16 protein-coding genes are annotated in these 17,151 nt (G+C 32.4%); 9 read left to right on the top strand and 7 right to left on the bottom strand.

Annotation, left to right across the window (positions count from 1 at the left end):
• Positions 1 to 298: 298 nt before the first annotated feature.
• Complete coding sequence (locus F0000_RS22325) at positions 299 to 1,504, bottom strand: hypothetical protein (protein WP_149626942.1); 1,206 nt, start codon at positions 1,502 to 1,504, stop codon at positions 299 to 301.
• Positions 1,505 to 1,944: 440 nt separating this feature from the next.
• On the opposite strand from F0000_RS22325, the gene F0000_RS22320 reads away from it, so the two are divergent.
• The 3 genes from F0000_RS22320 (at position 1,945) to F0000_RS22310 (ending at position 4,672) form a co-directional block, all read left to right on the top strand.
• Positions 1,945 to 2,877 carry a peptidylprolyl isomerase gene (locus F0000_RS22320; protein ID WP_149626941.1) on the top strand — a complete coding sequence of 311 codons (933 nt, stop codon included), beginning with the start codon at positions 1,945 to 1,947 and terminating at the stop codon, positions 2,875 to 2,877.
• Between the two features lie 468 nt (positions 2,878 to 3,345).
• Positions 3,346 to 4,146, top strand: a complete 801-nt coding sequence (locus tag F0000_RS22315) for a hypothetical protein (RefSeq protein ID WP_149626940.1) — start codon at positions 3,346 to 3,348, stop codon at positions 4,144 to 4,146.
• Positions 4,147 to 4,156: 10 nt separating this feature from the next.
• Positions 4,157 to 4,672 carry a YfiT family bacillithiol transferase gene (locus F0000_RS22310; protein ID WP_149626939.1) on the top strand — a complete coding sequence of 172 codons (516 nt, stop codon included), beginning with the start codon at positions 4,157 to 4,159 and terminating at the stop codon, positions 4,670 to 4,672.
• On the opposite strand, the gene F0000_RS22305 is transcribed toward F0000_RS22310, so the two are convergent.
• A complete protein-coding gene (locus tag F0000_RS22305) occupies positions 4,667 to 5,200 on the bottom strand; it encodes an N-acetyltransferase (protein ID WP_149626938.1) in 534 nt (177 codons plus the stop codon). The genes F0000_RS22310 and F0000_RS22305 overlap by 6 nt on opposite strands.
• An 18-nt stretch (positions 5,201 to 5,218) precedes the next feature.
• Entirely contained in the window at positions 5,219 to 5,776 is a 558-nt protein-coding gene (locus F0000_RS22300; protein WP_149626937.1) for a thioredoxin family protein, read from the bottom strand.
• Positions 5,777 to 5,866: 90 nt separating this feature from the next.
• On the opposite strand from F0000_RS22300, the gene F0000_RS22295 reads away from it, so the two are divergent.
• A complete protein-coding gene (locus F0000_RS22295; protein ID WP_149626936.1) occupies positions 5,867 to 6,337 on the top strand; it encodes a DUF962 domain-containing protein in 471 nt (156 codons plus the stop codon).
• 21 nt (positions 6,338 to 6,358) lie between these two features.
• Here F0000_RS22295 and F0000_RS22290 read toward each other — a convergent pair whose 3' ends face one another.
• From F0000_RS22290 to F0000_RS22280, 3 genes are all read right to left on the bottom strand, one after another.
• A complete protein-coding gene (locus F0000_RS22290) occupies positions 6,359 to 8,872 on the bottom strand; it encodes a M14 metallopeptidase family protein (protein ID WP_149626935.1) in 2,514 nt (837 codons plus the stop codon).
• Positions 8,873 to 8,976: 104 nt separating this feature from the next.
• Positions 8,977 to 9,360 carry a PUR family DNA/RNA-binding protein gene (locus F0000_RS22285; RefSeq protein ID WP_149626934.1) on the bottom strand — a complete coding sequence of 128 codons (384 nt, stop codon included), beginning with the start codon at positions 9,358 to 9,360 and terminating at the stop codon, positions 8,977 to 8,979.
• A 78-nt stretch (positions 9,361 to 9,438) separates the two neighbouring features.
• Positions 9,439 to 11,196: an ABC transporter ATP-binding protein gene (locus tag F0000_RS22280; RefSeq protein WP_149626933.1), complete on the bottom strand. Its 1,758-nt coding sequence runs from the start codon at positions 11,194 to 11,196 to the stop codon at positions 9,439 to 9,441.
• A 141-nt stretch (positions 11,197 to 11,337) separates the two neighbouring features.
• Here F0000_RS22280 and F0000_RS22275 point away from each other — a divergent pair, with 141 nt between their 5' ends.
• The 4 genes from F0000_RS22275 to yajC all read left to right on the top strand — a co-directional run bounded on the left by F0000_RS22275 (position 11,338) and on the right by yajC (position 14,335).
• Positions 11,338 to 12,441 carry a Glu/Leu/Phe/Val dehydrogenase dimerization domain-containing protein gene (locus tag F0000_RS22275; RefSeq protein WP_149626932.1) on the top strand — a complete coding sequence of 368 codons (1,104 nt, stop codon included), beginning with the start codon at positions 11,338 to 11,340 and terminating at the stop codon, positions 12,439 to 12,441.
• A gap of 109 nt (positions 12,442 to 12,550) precedes the next feature.
• Positions 12,551 to 13,495 (top strand): transcription antitermination factor NusB, encoded by a 945-nt coding sequence (gene nusB, locus F0000_RS22270; RefSeq protein ID WP_255452850.1) that lies wholly within the window; start codon positions 12,551 to 12,553, stop codon positions 13,493 to 13,495.
• Between the two features lie 50 nt (positions 13,496 to 13,545).
• Positions 13,546 to 14,025, top strand: coding sequence for a DUF1573 domain-containing protein (locus F0000_RS22265; RefSeq protein WP_149626931.1), 480 nt, complete (start codon positions 13,546 to 13,548; stop codon positions 14,023 to 14,025).
• A 4-nt stretch (positions 14,026 to 14,029) separates the two neighbouring features.
• Entirely contained in the window at positions 14,030 to 14,335 is a 306-nt protein-coding gene (yajC, locus tag F0000_RS22260; protein WP_149626930.1) for a preprotein translocase subunit YajC, read from the top strand.
• Between the two features lie 83 nt (positions 14,336 to 14,418).
• Here the strand turns inward: yajC and F0000_RS22255 are convergent, their stop codons facing one another.
• The gene (locus tag F0000_RS22255; protein ID WP_149626929.1) at positions 14,419 to 15,297 is read right to left on the bottom strand and encodes a mechanosensitive ion channel family protein; all 879 of its coding nucleotides are present in this window, start codon (positions 15,295 to 15,297) and stop codon (positions 14,419 to 14,421) included.
• A gap of 1,429 nt (positions 15,298 to 16,726) precedes the next feature.
• On the opposite strand from F0000_RS22255, the gene F0000_RS22250 reads away from it, so the two are divergent.
• Positions 16,727 to 16,951, top strand: a complete 225-nt coding sequence (locus tag F0000_RS22250) for a sulfurtransferase TusA family protein (RefSeq protein ID WP_149626928.1) — start codon at positions 16,727 to 16,729, stop codon at positions 16,949 to 16,951.
• Positions 16,952 to 17,151: the final 200 nt, after the last annotated feature.

Genomic DNA, 17,151 nt, shown 5'->3' with positions numbered 1-17,151 from the left:
CTACTACTATTATTATTGCTATTATGGAATGACTTAATTAGAGGATTTTTATTCTGAAATTAAGGAAAAAAAGGATGTGCTATTCCAGTAAATTCAAAGGGTAAATGGTGTTAAATTTCTTTTTTGTCTAAACAAGAAATTGCTACTTTTTACTCAATAATCAAGATTTAAAGGAGGCTTGCCTCGAAATTAAAATGTTTTTTTCTGATAAATGCCTCGTATGCTTGCCTTGAGGTAGTTTACTTGAGTGTTTTTAAAACAGAATAAGTATATATCCAGTTAGTTTTCTCGATGATGTCTAAAATATATTTATAGAAAGATACACACTTGATGCACTAAGATCAGAATCCCTTACAGCGGTGCTTTTTGAGATATTTTTACCTGTGTATTGTCTGAAACCAATTTTAAAACGCCCAGATCCCAAACCACCACCAAAGAAATAATCAGTGGTAGCATTTTCTATTTCGTTATCAGCAAAGACACTAGATACAGTGCCTAGATCAAAATCGACAGTTATTCCACCTTCCAGAAATAATTCAAATTTTGAACTTAAATATATATGGAATCGCGGACCAAAAGCAATATTGATACTTTTATAATCCAATTCTAAATCAAGATTTGTTAAAACAGGGTCTGATGTAGTTGTTTTAAAAGCCTTGTAGGTGCCTTCTAAGAAAAAACTAAGATCCACCTTTGAGAATGGTATAAACGACTCAACAAATACCCCGTATCGAGGAACAAAGCTATTTTCATAACTAGCTTCTTGATTAGTGTCGAATTGAGAAGAATGAGAGAAGTCAGTCAAATCAGCTGCTGCTACAATACCAATTCTTGTTTGATTGATTTTTTTACGAGTATTAAAATCTATTTTGTAACCTTTACATTCATTGTATTTCCTGAAATACTTTTTTAGATCCCCTTGTGTATACGTTAAATTAGATACATTCTGTTTTTTGCAGTTTAACTTTTTCTTAAGCTGTTCTTTGTATGTATTGTTTTCCTGAGGGATAATCTTTTCCCCTGGTTTTTCATTTTCGTCAGGAGTGTAATATACTTTGTACAAAAGTAATTCCGGGTATGGAGTACTTTGATCTGTATAAAAGAATCTATGTACATTATTTTCTGAGTATTGATATAGAGATGCTTTACTTTTAAGAATTACTCTCAGAAAGATTTTTCTTATTTTTAAATCAGGATCTTTATACTTTGTAGATTTTCCTACCGTATCACCATTTAAGTCAAATTTTAGTATATATCTTTTAAACAAAAAGTCTTCACCTACTCCAAATTCCTTGATGTCCTCAATCTTTTCTGTCTTAGCACTAGAAGAAATTGTGCGTTTCCATTCAAATTCTGTAGGGTTGTTTCTCCATGCAAGTTTTTTTATTAAACATTCTTTACGGTTACCATCGTTATCGATAAAATAACCGGCTTCATAAATGCTTTGAGCATTCATTGTAGAGATAAAAAATAGCCCTATTATAAGACAAAATAATGATTTCATTAGCTAGATAATCTGAGTTTATCAAGAAACAAATATAGCTTTTTTGTCAAAAACCAGAGATTTTACAATGAAATTAAAGTATTTAAAAAAATAAGCTTGATTTTTTTAGCGATTCTGTCATCCTTTTATATGGGGAATTATAGTTTTTTATCAGTATCAAGTAATATCATTAAGATTAGTGAATTGTGTAAGGAAACATATGCTTACAATGTATTATAAAAAACTTAGTATGTATTGATATATTTATGGCTCAAAATTTACGTGAATTTTGAGTGTTTCTAAGTGATAACTGGAAAATCTTTAAATTTTTAAAATACAGTAAGATCTCTGTGTATAGAATTTCAGACTATTCTTAATTTAATTTACTTTCAGATAATAAACCATTTGCAATTAGCTATCTTTGCAACTTAAAATTTCAAAAAGCTTAAAAAAACGCTGTTATGCAAGACGGATTATACGCAAAATTTAATACGACAAAAGGAAGTATCCTTGTTAACCTAGAATATAAAAAAACTCCTGGTACAGTAGGGAACTTTGTAGGTTTGGCAGAAGGTAATATAGAGAATAAAGTAATTCCTCAAGGGAAACCTTATTATAATGGATTAAAATTTCACAGAGTAATAGAAGATTTTATGATTCAGGGAGGAGATCCTGAGGGTACTGGTGCTGGAGGACCTGGATATCAATTTGATGATGAAATTCATCCTGAGCTGAGACACGATGGTCCTGGAGTTTTATCCATGGCAAATGCCGGGCCAGGTACTAACGGGAGTCAGTTTTTTATTACGCACATAGAAACTGCCTGGTTAGATGGTAAGCATACTGTTTTTGGAAAAGTAATAGAAGGACAGGATGTTGTTAATTCTGTAGTTCAGGGAGATACTATAGATTCTTTAGAAATTATTAGAGTGGGAGATGAAGCAGAAAACTTTAATGCCGTTGAAACATTTAGACAATTCAAAGGAGCAAAGGAAGAGCGTGAGGCTGCTGCAAATAAGAAAGCAGAAGAGTTGTTAGAAGAATTAGCTGCTGGTTTTGATAAAACGGATAGTGGACTGCGATATCAGATTATCCAAAAAGGAGATGGAGTAGCGGCAGAAAATGAAAAAATAGTTTCTGTTCATTACAAAGGAAGCTTACCGGATGGTACTGTGTTTGATTCTTCATATAAACGTAATCAGCCGATAGATTTTCCTTTAGGAACTGGGCAGGTTATTTCTGGTTGGGATGAAGGAATTGCTTTATTGAAGGTAGGAGACAAAGCGCGTTTTGTGATTCCACCACATTTAGGATATGGAGCCAATGGTGCAGGAGGTGTTATTCCACCAAATGCAACATTAATTTTTGACGTAGAATTAGTTGCTGTAAAATAAAAGATTTTAGAACTTCTGTTTTTTTGTTCTAAGTTTCATAAAAAAGAGTCTGTATAATTACTTTATACAGACTCTTTTTTATGAACTATTTTCTGATACTAATGTTTTATACCACTTCATAAAATTATCCACTCAAATTTGCTCTTTTTGTAGATACCTCAAAATAAAAAGAAGAGATAGCTGATCGTAATTTCCCTTTTTGTCTAAACAAAAAATGATTGTTCTTTTGTTTGGAATATTTTGAAATCTGAAATGGCATTAGTAGATGACTTTAAGATGTAAATGTTATAAAAAAGTAAAGGTTTGTTAATGTATTCATAATGAGTATGTTATTGTTTGTTAAGTAGTTAAAAGGTTTTTTAAAGATAAGTATTGAATAAAATGTTGAGATTCTCGGTGAATATTCGGATATTTACGTGCCCTTTTTGAGTTTTTTTTGAATAAGTATAAACACCATCGGCGATAGTTATGAAGTCTATACTAACAGTTTTTTTAACATTTTGTTGTGTAATTTTGTCTTTTTCACAACGAGACGAAGGTGTGATCAATAATATCAAAGATCAAATCGAAATTATTGATAGTTATATGGAATCTGATGTGTTTTCTTTGGATCCTGAAGAGTTTCTTGATGAAATGGCAGATCACAGTGCTGAGCTTAATGGATACTACGAGCATGACCGATTAAAGAAGATTATAAAGAATATTGGCACTCCAGAGGCCATGGTAATTACCATATTTTATTTTTGGAACGATCAGTTGATTCATGTAAACTACAAGCAGCGTAAATATATGGAAAAGAAGAATGATTTGAACCAGGTTGTTATGGATTATTCTAATGCTTTTACAAGATTTGAATCCAAATTATATTTCCATAAAGGGAAACAGATTGATAAGACTTTTGTAGGGAACGCAATTAAAAAAATTGAAATCGAAGAAAATTTTGTCAAGTATAGTTTAAGAATGAAAGCGCTATTAGATAATAAATTTGAAAACAGAAATACTTATAAGACGCTGCAAGGGAAATGGGTAAATGTTCAGTTTCCGGAAGAACATATGATTTTTGAAGAAACCATACGTTTTAATTTTAGAGAAGGTAAGTTTCTAAAAAGATTAAAGGTTAAAATTAAAGATGCTATTATGTATTGTTCTTCACCAAAAGATGAATATATATTTAAATACAAAATAAAATCATTGGATGAAGAAGAACTTCTTCTGGAAGATATGCAAGATAATTCTTCTAATCTGGTGCTTTATAAAAAGGTAGAATAATTGCAATTATATGAATTACCAATATCCAATAGGAAAATTTGAATGTCCAAGTGAGATTACCAAAATGCAGATTTCTCTTTGGATAAAAGAAATAGAAGAACTACCAACAAAGATCTCTGAACTTGTCTCTGACTTTACGAATGAACAATTAGAGACGCCCTATAGAACTGGAGGTTGGACCGCCAGACAAGTAATACATCATATCCACGATAGTCATCATCATGGCTACATTCGTTTTAAGTGGGCACTTACAGAAAATAAGCCTGTCATAAAAGCATATCAGGAAGATAAATGGGCTGAGTTATTTGATGCAAAATCGGCACCAATATATCTTTCGCTAGATCTTATAAAATCACTTCATGCAAAATGGGTGTATTTTCTAAAAGGCTTATCTGATGAGAATTTAGATAAAATATTTATTCACCCAGAGGGTAATATCAAAATATCATTAGCAGAAGATATTGGGATTTATGCCTGGCACGGCAATCATCATTTAGCACATTTAAAAATTATATCTTCATTATAATTTAATTTCTAAGAGCATACGTTGCATTTCTCGATATCCGTCCTTGAGTCCGGGATAATCCAAATGATAGTATGTAACAGTAGTAAATCCAGTTTTTTGATAAAAATGAAGTGCGGGACTTGTAGTCATTACATCTAGCCAAATTATCTTTTTGCTCAATAAAGTAGCACGCTTTTTTGTGAAATTAATAGCTTCTTTTCCTATCCCAGAACCCGTCGCACTTTTAAGAAGGTATATTTTTTCTAATTGAATAGATTCACTGGTTGGGTATTTGTCAAACCCCTGATGTTCTCTAAGTTTTAGAAGTCCAACATTTCTATTTGCTTTTTTGATGATGTAATAACTAATGTTTTCAGTTTTAAAATCTTTTTCAAAAGCTGTTTTTGTAAAACTTAGATTTATATAGTAGCTAGTATCGTTGTTTTTCCAGATATGAGAATAATGTTCCGGATAAAACTGTTGACTTATGACTATTAAATCGTCAATATCATCTGTTGTGCATTTTTTGAAAACAGTTTCTGTATGCATAATGCAAAGAGGTGTTGATTATTTTTTCCATTTGATATTACAACCAATACTTGGTTTTTGTAGTTCAGTAACTTTTGTGTTTCTAAGAACTGCATCTAATGCCTGTCGGAGGTCTCTACCATTTACAGGAATACCATTGCCAGGTCTGGAATCATCTAATTGGCCTCGATAAATAAGTTTTAAATCGGCATCAAAAAGATAAAAATCAGGAGTACAGGCAGCATCATATGCTTTTGCTGTTTCTTGACTTTCATCATATAGATATGGAAAAGTGTAGTTGTTTTTTCTAGCAGTTTTCCACATTTGTTCTGGTCCGTCTTGTGGATAATTTTCTATATCGTTGCTGCTGATTGCTACAAAACCAAAGCCCTGTACGCGATAATCATTGGCAATCCTGACAATTTCTCCATTTACATGGATAACAAAAGGGCAGTGATTACAGATAAACATGACAACCGTTCCTTTTTTCCCCTGAATATCTTTTAACGAGATGTTGTTATCTGTTACCGCATCTACCAAAGTGAAATCTGGTGCGATCGTTCCTAATGGTACCATGTTTGAAGGAGTACGTGCCATAATTCTTAAATTTTAAGGTTTTCGAAATTACAATTTTATATAGTATAAGTCTAAAAATTCTTATCTTAGTTACATCATTAAACTAAAATTATGAGAACTTTAGAAACTTGGTTTGCAGAATATGCTGTTAGTCATCAAAATAAAAAAAATATTGCAATTCATTTTATATGTGTCCCGGCTATATATTTTTCGATTGCAGGTTTGCTAATGAGTATTCCTAATGGTTTTTTAGCCTCTCTTGTTCCAGGAGATAATCAATTTATAGAAAATTGGGCATTTGTAGTAATGTTGTTTATAATATTCTTTTATGTGCGCCTATCTGTTACAATGGCATTAAAAGTGTTACTATTTTCTGCTTTTTGTATCGTTGTAAATTATTATATTTCTCAATATGCATCTTTATGGCTGGTTTCTTTGATTATTTTTGCGGCTGCCTGGTTAGGTCAGTTTTATGGGCATAAATTAGAAGGAAAAAAACCATCCTTCCTACAAGATCTTCAGTTCTTATTAATTGGACCGGGTTGGGTTATCCAAAAAATGTTTAGTAAAAAACAGCATTAGCTCAAGAAACTATAATTTGTACTACATCTCTTTACTAAAGAAGATAGCATTCATTAATAACTTATTAGTTCCATACCAAAATCCTCTAAAATTAGTATTATCAGTAAATAATATAGCGTTTCCTGATCCTAATTTTTGATGTCTGAAAGGAACAGTTCCTGACAGAGAATCTAAATTCTTTTTGCTAATGTAGCCACTTAATAATGGAGTTTTAGTATACTGGATTGGATTATTATAGCTTTGTTTATCTGGTTTGATAAATAAAGTTGTATTTCTGAATAATGAAATTTTATCATTTTTATATCCAAAATTGATAGGATGAGAGCGATCTGTTTTGGCTTCAAAAATAGCTCCACCAATCACTTGTGCTCCCAGGAAATCATCTTTTTGCTTAAAAGATATGTCTTTTGCATTATGTACGGTTTTTATGAATTCTAGTTCCATAAATGCATTACTGCTATAAAAACTTGCGGCATTTCTATATCCTATAAATGTGCCACCACTTCTAATCCAGTTTTTCAGCTTGCTAGCGTTCTTGTTATTAAAAACCTGATTATTGTTGCCAGGTAGTATGATATGAGTGTATCTGGATAAATCCTTTTTGCCTAAGTTGTCAGTGGTTAGTTTTGTAATAGGGATATTATATCGCTGATCCATTAAATGCCAAATTTCGCCGGCATCATAAGGAATAATCCCATTTCCTGTAAATAAAGCAATTTTTGGTAAAGATAAAGTTCTGAACTGACTACTGCCCAGATCAATTCCTGTTGTCAAACCTGTTGATACTCCGGTAATATCAACGTGATTTTCAAAAGCTATTTTTTTTAAGAACGAATGGAGTTGTTCTGTGTTCAATTTTTGATTTTGAACAGGAATAAAGATAGTACCATAATCATAATTTTTGTTTTCTAAAGAAAATGGTTTCATTCCTACTTTTGCTCGTAATCCTTTAGCTAAAATTTTGTATAGTACAGCAGGTGTATAATATTCGTGCCATTCTAATAGGTAACCATACGCACTCTTAGTAATGATAGCAGGTTTTCTGTGAATTAAATCGATGACCTCATTTCCTAAACTAGAGATCGTTGTTTTTTCTGTATAGTCCAAATTAAATGCAAGCGGGAAAGTCCAGGCAGAAATATCATAAAATAAACTATCCTGAAAAGCAGTTCTCCTTTCAAACATAGCTTTGAGCAAGCGACTCTGTTTTTGGCTTTTAGGAACAGCATAGCTATATCCTTTCTTAAATGTTTTTCCTTCGTGAGTAATATCTTGTTGTAGGTCATAAAACTTGATTTTATGGCGTTTTAGGATTTCTGCAAGATGGTACGTAGACGAGGCGTCTTTTTCATTACCAAAGAGATATGTTCCGCTTGTTGTTTCTTTTTTTGCATTCGCATAAAAGTTTTGCTGATATTGTAGTAGTTCTTTACGCATAGACTGCGCAGCTTCCAGGGTAGAAAGTATAGTGGTAAATTGATTTCTGATCGTAAACGGAAATGTTAGGATTCCATTATCAGTTTTCTGCGCGTGTCCTCTGGAGCTTCCTTGCTCAAAGAGAATTCCGATTCCGCCATTGATATCCGGAAATGTGGAACCTTTTCCATAATAGAAGTCATCAAAATTTTCTTCGGTAAAATAAAGAGATCCTATTTTATCTAATGCTGCAGCATGGTAATCAGCAATCTGTCTTGTGATTTTTTGATTTAATTTGGGAGTTAACGGATGTGTTCTGGATTGAATTCCCGGCTGAAAGAAAAAAGTACTGTTAGATCCCATCTCGTGATGATCCGTGAGAATATTAGGATACCATTTGTGAAATGTATTAATTCTAGCTCTGGATTCCGGCAATTGTACAGGTAACCAATCACGGTTCATATCAAACCAATAGTGGTTGGTTCTACCACCTGGCCAGGCTTCGCTATACTCTCGATCTTGCGGATCAGTAGCTATATTTTTACTTTTATTAGTGTTTGCCCAATACGAAAACCTTTGTAGTCCATCGGGATTCAATGAAGGATCAAATAGTATGACCGTATTAGTAAGCATATCATCTATATTGTCTCCCTGAGATGCGGCTAAGTAATATGCAGCTAGTAAACTGGCATTAGAACCACTAGATTCATTACCGTGTATAGAAAAACCTTGGTATACTACTGCTGGCATAGAGGATAGGTCAGAAATTGTTGTCCCTGCTTCTGTAAGTTTGATATGCTGTTTCCGGATTTGCTCCAGATTTTGATGATTTTTTTCTGATGTTATAGTCAGTAGTATGATAGGTCTGTCTTCAAAAGTTTTTCCTCTGTCTTCTATAGTTATTCTTGGAGAAGATTTTGCCAGTACTTTCATGTATTCTACTAGTTTATCGTGGGTGACATGCCACTTGCCGGGGATAAAACCTAAAACACTTTGCGGAGTCGGAATCGCCGGATCGTATGAAACATCTTTAGGAAGATAATATTCGAGCGATAAATCCTCTTGCGAAAAGGATAAAAAATGGATACATATCGTGATAGCAATAAAGAGGTATTTCATTTGTGATGATTTGAGAACGCTTAAATTATAACCTTCCGAAAATAAAAAAAACCGCTTCAGAGAGTGAAGCGGTTTGCATAAGTTTAACATTAAGTTCTTATGTCTTATATGTCATCAAAGCTTACATCCGTAAAACTTTCTGTAGAAGCAGCAACTTCCTGACTCGCTTCTCCTTCATTTTCATAAGACTTTTGATAGTCCTTTTGATGTCTTTCGCTAATTACCTCTTCACCTTTTTCATTTACAATGAAATCTGTCATCTCATTTAGTATTTCACTAAAGCCTACAAAATCTTCTTTGTACAGGTAGATCTTATGTTTCTTGTAATGAAAAGATCCATCATCATTTGTGAATTTTTTACTTTCTGTAATTGTCAGGTAGTAATCTCCAGCTTTTGTTGATCTTACATCAAAGAAATATGTTCTTCTTCCTGCTCTTAAGACTTTTGAGAAAATCTCCTCTTTCTCTAACATTTCATTATCGCTCATAATCCGTATTTCTTAATTAGTTAGTCTATTACGATGGAATCAAAAATCTAAAAAAATTGTTAATCGTACAACAAAATATCAAATTTCTTTTTCGCTAAGTTGTTTTAAATAAAGATTTTTATAGTATCCATCGTTGTCTATGAGTTGATTGTGAGTGCCTTGTTGGATAATTTTGCCTTCTTCTAAAACTATAATTTTATCTGCATTTCTAGCAGTGGACACCCTGTGACTTACTATAAAAGTTGTCTTATTTTTGGAAATTCTGCTCAAATTGGTAAGAATTTCTTCTTCTGTTTCTGTGTCAACAGCAGATAAGCAATCATCAAAAAGAAGTATCGAAGGCTTTTTTATAATAGCTCTTGCGATAGAAACACGTTGTTTTTGTCCTCCAGAAAGTGTAATACCACGTTCCCCAAGAATGGTATCATATTTTTTACTAAATCCAATAATGTTCTTATGTACAACAGCATTTTTTGCAGCTTCAAAGACGTCGTCATCTGTAGCATCTGGATTTCCGAACCTTATGTTGTCTATAATTGAACTACTAAATAAAAATGCATCCTGCGGTACATAGCCAATACTATTTCTTAGATCCGATAAATTAAGTTCTTTTATAGGAGTTCCATCTATTCTTATTTCACCATTAGATACATCATATAATCTACCTATTAAATCAAGTATAGTGGATTTTCCAGAACCAGTTTTACCAATAATAGCAATCGTTTGTCCGGAATTAATTGTAAAACTAAGCTCTTTTAAAGCAGTAATATTAGTATCATCATAGGTAAAGGATACATTGTCAAAAACTACATTACCTATCACAGGAGTTTGATCAGTATGGTTATTCGTGATTTCTGCTTCCTGCTTCAAGAATTCATTTATTCGTACTTGAGACGCTTCTGCTTGTTGTATAATTGAGGTAACCCAACCTACTGTGGCGACAGGCCAAGTAAGCATATTCACAAAAATTATAAACTCTACAATAACGCCAAGGTCTTCAATTGTACCAGCAATAAATTGTTTTCCGCCAATATAAATAACCATTAGATTACTAATACCAATAAGTAGCGCCATTAATGGGAAAAACAAAGCCTGTACTTTTGCGAGATCAATATTTTTTTCCTTACCAGTGTTGGATAAAACTGTAAAATCTTTAAGGATTAGCGGCTCAATACCATATGCTTTTATAACAGAGATACCACTAAAAGACTCTTGAGTGAAGGTTGTTAGTTTAGATAAAAATTCTTGTACAATAGTACTTCGCTTATGGATTGCTACACTAAGTTTGTAGATGGATACTGATAAAATAGGCAATGGAGCTACGGTATACAATGTTAATAGTGGTGCAATACTAATCATGTAGCTGATGACTACGACAAATAAAGTGATGGTGTTTACACTATACATGATCGCAGGCCCTACATACATTCTCACCTTAGATACATCTTCGCTTATCCTGTTCATTAAATCACCAGTTCTATTTTTTTTATAAAAATTAAGAGATAATATCTGATAGTGCTTGAATACCTCATTTTTAAGGTCAAACTCAATAAACCTTGAGACTACGATAAAAGTTTGTCTCATTAGAAAAGTAAAAAAACCAGCAATTAACACCGAGCCAAGAATCAAAAGGATATTTGTAATCAATTCGGTCTTTACTTCAGAAATATTAGTTATGTCTTTGTTGATATACTGTTCTATGGTGTCTACAGAATCTCCTACAAATTTAGGAACTGCAATAGCAAAAATTCTGGCAATTACAGTAATAACTAAACCTACAATAAGGCGGTATTTATATTTAAAAAAATATTTGTTTAAATGGCGTAATGCACGCATAAGAGGTTAGTTTTTAGGAGAAGAGAATATTAACAAATTCTTAAAGTTATTGAGTTTAAACATTTGATTTCGTAAAAAAACACTATTTTAGCACTCTAATTTTGAGTATTATATAATTTATAACGTTTTAAATTTCCAAAAATGGTAACAGAAGTACTTACTGCACATCAATTAAAAAAAGAAGCTCCTGTATTTGGGCAATGGTCTTTTAATGATCACGAGCAAATTGTTTTTTGTCACGACAAAGATACAGGATTAAAGGCAATTATTGGTGTACATAACACAATTTTAGGACCAGCTTTAGGAGGTACGCGAATGTATGATTATAAGACAGAATGGGATGCGTTGAATGATGTTCTCAGGTTATCCAGAGGAATGACATATAAAGCTGCAATTACTGGATTGAATTTGGGAGGAGGTAAAGCGGTTATTATTGGAGATCCTAAAAAAATAAAAACCCCGGAGCTTATGAAGAGATTCGGAAAGTTTGTTCATACATTAGGAGGAAAATATTATACTGCAGAAGACGTGGGTATGGAAACCTCGGATATGGATACCGTAAGAGAAGTCACCCCGTATGTTACCGGGATATCAGAATCAAAAGGGGGAGCAGGGAATCCTTCACCAGTAACAGCATATGGTGTTTATATGGGGATGAAAGCTTCTGCTCAGTTTGCTTATGGGAATGATAATTTAGAAGGGAAAAGAATATGTGTTCAGGGGATCGGACATGTTGGAGAAGAATTAGTGAGATTAATATCAGAAGAAGGAGCGAATGTATTAATCAGCGATATTAATGAAGAAAGACTGCATCAGGTTAGTACGATGTATAATGCAGAAATTTATAGAGGAAAAGATCTGTATGCAGAGATGATGGACATATATGCACCATGCGCACTGGGTGCTACGATTAATGACGAGACTATCCATAAATTAAAGGCAAAGGTGATCGCTGGTGCTGCAAACAACCAATTGGCTGATGAAAATACTCACGGGATATTATTACAAGAAAAAGAAATCGTGTATGCGCCAGACTTTTTGATCAATGCAGGAGGTATTATTAATGTTTTTGCAGAGATCGAAGGTTATGGAAGAGAACAGATTATAAATAAAACCGAAAATATCTACAATACTACATTGGATATTTTGAACAAAGCAAAGGCTACTGGTATGACAACAAACGCTGCAGCGAATAGTATCGCTGAAGAAAGAATTGCAACAAAAAAATCAATAATCGACCTATAAAAAAAGAGATTTAGGGTAGGTAGGTAAAAAATAATAGTATTTTTGCAGGGCAAAAGTGAACCACACTTTTGCCCTTTATAATATAATAAATAGTTCTTTGTAATTACCTATGTTAACCAGAAGACATATTAGAGTTAAAGTAATGCAATCGCTTTATGCATTAGAGCAGACGCAGAGTGACAATCTAGATAAAGAAGAAAAATTTTTACTGTATAGTATTGACCAAATGTATGATTTGTTTCTAATAAATCTTCAACTTCTGGTAGAAATAAGAAAACATGCAGAAGATTTTTTGTCTAAAAGCAAGAAAAAATACCTCGCGACTTCAGAAGATAAAAATCCAAATCAAAAATTTATAAATAACGAAGTTCTTTTATTGCTTGAAAAAAACGAGCAGCTTAGACAAGCAATGGATCAAAAAAGGATGAATTGTTGGGATTTGGATGATGAATATGTAAAGATTTTATGGAGAGAGATTAATAAGAGTGAACTCTATGCCGATTATATGGAGACCAAAATGAGCTCTTTTAATGAAGACAAAGATTTTGTTATTGATATTTTTAAAGAAATAATCGCGCCTAATGATAAGCTTTATGAGTATATAGAGGATAAAAAACTTACCTGGATAGATGATTTGCCACTGATTAATACAGGTATTCTTAAAATGCTCAGAAAAATGAAATCCAGCCATGATGAACAAATGGCACTGCCTAGACTCTATAAAGATGCAGATGACAAAAGATTTGCAAAAGATATTTTTAAGAAAACTGCGCTCAATGGAGCAGATTTTGCAAAAGAAATTGAAGGAAAAACACCTAATTGGGATAAAGATCGTATTGCAGAATTAGATAAAGCTGTTATAAAAATGGCGATTTGTGAGTTTATAAAGTTTCCCTCAATCCCTGTAAAAGTGACAATTAACGAATATTTAGAAATAGCAAAAGAGTATAGTACTCCTAAGAGTAGTATATTTATAAACGGAATTCTTGATAAATTATCAAAAGAGTATCAAGAAAGCGGTAAACTAAATAAAGTTGGCCGTGGACTTATGTAGTTCAAAAAAAATAGTATTTTTAACCCTCAATTTAATTAAAAACCCAAGTAATGAAAAAAGGAATTTTAATTTTGGCTGGTGTTCTTGCTTTGACCTTTGTGTCTTGTAAAGATGAGGCAGCCAAAAAAGTTAATGAAGAAAAGGTAGCAGATGCTGCAGAACGTGATGCAAAAAACACAGATTTTCCTGTAATGACTTTTGCTGAAACTGAACATGATTTTGGAACAATCAATGAAGGAGATGTAGTAGAGTATACATTTAAATTCACCAATACTGGTAAAGCTCCTCTGGTAATTGTGAATGCAAAAGGTAGTTGTGGTTGTACTGTTCCTGAGTGGCCAAAAGAACCAGTAGCTCCTGGAGCAACAGGTGAAATGTTAGTAAAATTTAATTCTAATGGTAAGCCAAACGTTCAGAATAAACAAGTAACTATTACAGCGAATACTGAAGCTGGAAAAGAAGTGATTAAAATTAAAGCTACGGTAACCCCAAAAGCTAAACCAGCAAGCGGGACTCCGGTAAGCGAGTAATTTTATGGAAGGATTTGGAGGACAATTGCCTTTTATTCTTTTAATATTTGTGGTAATGTATTTTTTTATGATACGACCACAAATGCAAAAAGCTAAAAAGGAAAAGAAATTCGCTCAAGAACTTAAAAAAGGAGATCGCATTGTTACAAAAAGTGGTCTTCATGGAAAGGTTTTTGATTTTAGTGAAAAAAATAATGCTGTTATTATCGAGACAGGATCTGGTAAGTTAACATTTGATAAGTCTGCTATTTCATTAGAGATGAGTCAGAAATTGAATACGCCACCAGCTACTGCGAAGAATAAAAAATAATAGTTTTCAATATAAATGAAAGCACGATAAAAGATATCTTTTATCGTGCTTTTTTATTTAGGCAAGTATAATTTTTTGCGAACTTAGTTTTTCATAGTTACGATTCGTTGAGGAAGTGGAGCAGCATACGCAGCTTTTCCGAGTGCTTCTACAATTTTTTGTCTTGTATCCCAGTACACATCCCAGTAGTCCTCACAGGTGGCGTATGGTAATGCCAGTAGTTCTACACCATTAGCCCCTAGGTTGTTTACGGCCACTCTTGGAGCAGGATCTTTCATTACTTTGTCATCGGTTTTCATAACATTCATCACAATTTCTTTCGCTTTTTCTATATCAGTTCCATATTGAATTCCAAAAGGCATATCTACCCTTAGGTTTCCTATTGTGGTAAGGTTGGTAATAGTACCAGCTGTGATAGCGCCATTGGGGATAATTTCTGTTTTATTCTGAAATGTTTGCAAAATAGTTACAAAGACTGAAATCTCCTTAACAAAGCCTAGTTTGCCACCTGTTTCAATGAGGTCGCCAACTTTAAAAGGTCTGAAAACTAATAGCATTACTCCAGCTGCCATATGTCCTAATGAACCATTAAAAGCACCTCCAATTGCTAATCCTACGGCGGCTAATAACGCTGCAAAGGTAGCGGTAGGAATCCCCACAATGCCTGCTATAGAAATAAAGAGGAGTACTTTTAGTAAAAAACCTACCAGCGTAGTGAGAAATGGTTTGAGAGTGTGGTCAATTTTACTTTTATCAAATGCTTTTTTAATGGCTTTCATGATCATTTTTATGATCCAAAGACCTATAATTAAAGCGACAATACCTCCAACAATTTTTAGTCCATATTGACCAACTCCTTCTTGTATGGAATTAAAAAAACCTCCTAAAGAATTCATTATTGTTCCTCCGGTTTCTGATGTTGCAGATACCGCAGTATCTACAACCTTCTCTGTAGTTTGCATGATTTATGTTTTAGTGATTAAATTATTTTATGTAACATAAATTTACATATATTTCTCACAAAAAGTGAGAAATGTAATTCACGAAAAATCAATAAAAACCGATTAAAGTAGAGAAATAACGAAGAGTTGCTTAAAAAAGGACTTGATATTACTTATTAGATAGAATGATTTTAACCGTTTTGGATATCAGTAATTAATCATAATCTATGATAGAAGCCATCTGACTTATCAAATAATTTTTCTAGAATTTTATCTATTGCGCTTATAAATAAACTCATTATAAGGTGTTTTGGAGGTGTTTTCCTTTAGTTTTGTGATAATTGCCTAAAGAGTTTTCAGTATTACTAACGAATAGTGGTATACATCCATTTAAGATTTTTTTGTAATTATTAATTTAATTTTTCAGTAATGTATCAACAGGTAATATACGTCGATTGCTAAAAACGATGGTTGTTTAGTCCAGTGTTTTACTAGGTTCTCAAGTAATTTCTTCTTTTGATGAGTACTTAATATTTTAAGTTTAACTGTCTACATGTTTTGGTTTATTAACTGTTTTTATGTATTCTAATAGAATTGATTCTGCTGAAATAGCTAGAATTTTGATAGCCTATAACTCCTCTTTCATTAATTTCGTTATATTTATAAAATTTTGATTATGAGGTCTATTTGGTGAAATACCCCTTTGTCAAATTCTATTATTTCTTCAAGATGTATCCGGCATAGCTCGATGAAGCTTATGAGCCATAATTCATATAGTTTCATAGTGTTTAAACGCTACTTGTTTCCGAATTTATTTTGAAGAAAATCTCTTGTTTGTAGCGCTTATAAATAGAACGGTCTTGTATTCAAAATCAGAAAAGACACCTTGTAACTCAACATAAGAGTAGCACTGCACAAAGAAAGAAGTACGTAGTTTATATTGTTTGCATTCATAATTCTGGCAGTTTTTTATTTATTAGAGCTCTTTATGAGAATAATTATGACAAGCAACATCAATTTTATCTCTTTAGTTCTCTAAATATTGGTAACAAGATTCTTCACTCTCAGAATGAGCCAAAAAAATAAAGATATTCATTTTCTAAAATCTAATTTTAGGAATCATGTTTTTTTATATCAATTTTGAATGTTTACAGATTTTTATTTTAACTAATGAGACCTTTGTCCTTTGCCTTTATTCGTGTTAATAATATCTTAATAGACAAAATAAAAATAAATAAATTCGAAGTCAAAAGTGTTTTAGAGATAAGTATTTGTATAAACTCATGTTTTTTTTAGAGAATAGGAATCTAGTTAATAGAATGTTATAATTAGAATGTTTTTTAATTGTTATTTATGTAATAAGTTAAAAAAAAATAAGGGTTTTTTCCCTTAATTTAATATAGTTTTGAAAAACAAAAATTAATATGTTTTTTTAAGATCATATGTACATATGTTAGAAAATACTTTGGATGTAACAGGCAAAAAATGCCCAATCCCTTTAATGAAAGCTAAGAAGGAATTAAAGAATATGAATTCTGGAGATATTCTTAAAGTAATTGCCACCGATCCTAATACGCAACAAGATTTTAAAAAGTTTTGTTTGCGTGGAAAATATAAGTTGATCGATTTTTTAAAACAATCAGAGAACTATATATATCATATAGAAAAAACATGAATATTTTAACTCATCTTGCTTAATGAATGACATATATAGGGGACCTCTATTAATTGGTTTTTAAAAATATTCTATGGAAGTGTAATTATAACCCTGTCTCAGGGTTAAGCCCCAGGAGGGCTCTGGGAGCTAGCTCCCAGAGCCCTCCTGGGGCTTGGTCGCTAAATCAAGTGCCACTCGATCTTCAAATCTAATATATA

The organism is Aquimarina sp. RZ0 (assembly GCF_008370685.1).
Classification (GTDB): Bacteria; Bacteroidota; Bacteroidia; order Flavobacteriales; family Flavobacteriaceae; genus Aquimarina.
This window is presented reverse-complemented; position numbering and strand designations above follow the sequence as displayed.

Excerpts from the sequence above, each read along its gene's own strand:
- F0000_RS22290 (WP_149626935.1), bottom strand. The coding sequence starts at position 8,872 with ATGAAATACCTCTTTATTGCTATCACGATATGTATCCATTTTTTATCC.
- F0000_RS22265 (WP_149626931.1), top strand. The coding sequence starts at position 13,546 with ATGAAAAAAGGAATTTTAATTTTGGCTGGTGTTCTTGCTTTGACCTTT.
- F0000_RS22300 (WP_149626937.1), bottom strand. The coding sequence starts at position 5,776 with ATGGCACGTACTCCTTCAAACATGGTACCATTAGGAACGATCGCACCA.
- F0000_RS22275 (WP_149626932.1), top strand. The coding sequence starts at position 11,338 with ATGGTAACAGAAGTACTTACTGCACATCAATTAAAAAAAGAAGCTCCT.
- F0000_RS22250 (WP_149626928.1), top strand. The coding sequence starts at position 16,727 with ATGTTAGAAAATACTTTGGATGTAACAGGCAAAAAATGCCCAATCCCT.
- F0000_RS22285 (WP_149626934.1), bottom strand. The coding sequence starts at position 9,360 with ATGAGCGATAATGAAATGTTAGAGAAAGAGGAGATTTTCTCAAAAGTC.
- F0000_RS22255 (WP_149626929.1), bottom strand. The coding sequence starts at position 15,297 with ATGCAAACTACAGAGAAGGTTGTAGATACTGCGGTATCTGCAACATCA.
- F0000_RS22315 (WP_149626940.1), top strand. The coding sequence starts at position 3,346 with ATGAAGTCTATACTAACAGTTTTTTTAACATTTTGTTGTGTAATTTTG.
- F0000_RS22280 (WP_149626933.1), bottom strand. The coding sequence starts at position 11,196 with ATGCGTGCATTACGCCATTTAAACAAATATTTTTTTAAATATAAATAC.
- nusB (WP_255452850.1), top strand. The coding sequence starts at position 12,551 with ATGTTAACCAGAAGACATATTAGAGTTAAAGTAATGCAATCGCTTTAT.
- F0000_RS22305 (WP_149626938.1), bottom strand. The coding sequence starts at position 5,200 with ATGCATACAGAAACTGTTTTCAAAAAATGCACAACAGATGATATTGAC.
- F0000_RS22310 (WP_149626939.1), top strand. The coding sequence starts at position 4,157 with ATGAATTACCAATATCCAATAGGAAAATTTGAATGTCCAAGTGAGATT.
- F0000_RS22325 (WP_149626942.1), bottom strand. The coding sequence starts at position 1,504 with ATGAAATCATTATTTTGTCTTATAATAGGGCTATTTTTTATCTCTACA.
- yajC (WP_149626930.1), top strand. The coding sequence starts at position 14,030 with ATGGAAGGATTTGGAGGACAATTGCCTTTTATTCTTTTAATATTTGTG.
- F0000_RS22320 (WP_149626941.1), top strand. The coding sequence starts at position 1,945 with ATGCAAGACGGATTATACGCAAAATTTAATACGACAAAAGGAAGTATC.
- F0000_RS22295 (WP_149626936.1), top strand. The coding sequence starts at position 5,867 with ATGAGAACTTTAGAAACTTGGTTTGCAGAATATGCTGTTAGTCATCAA.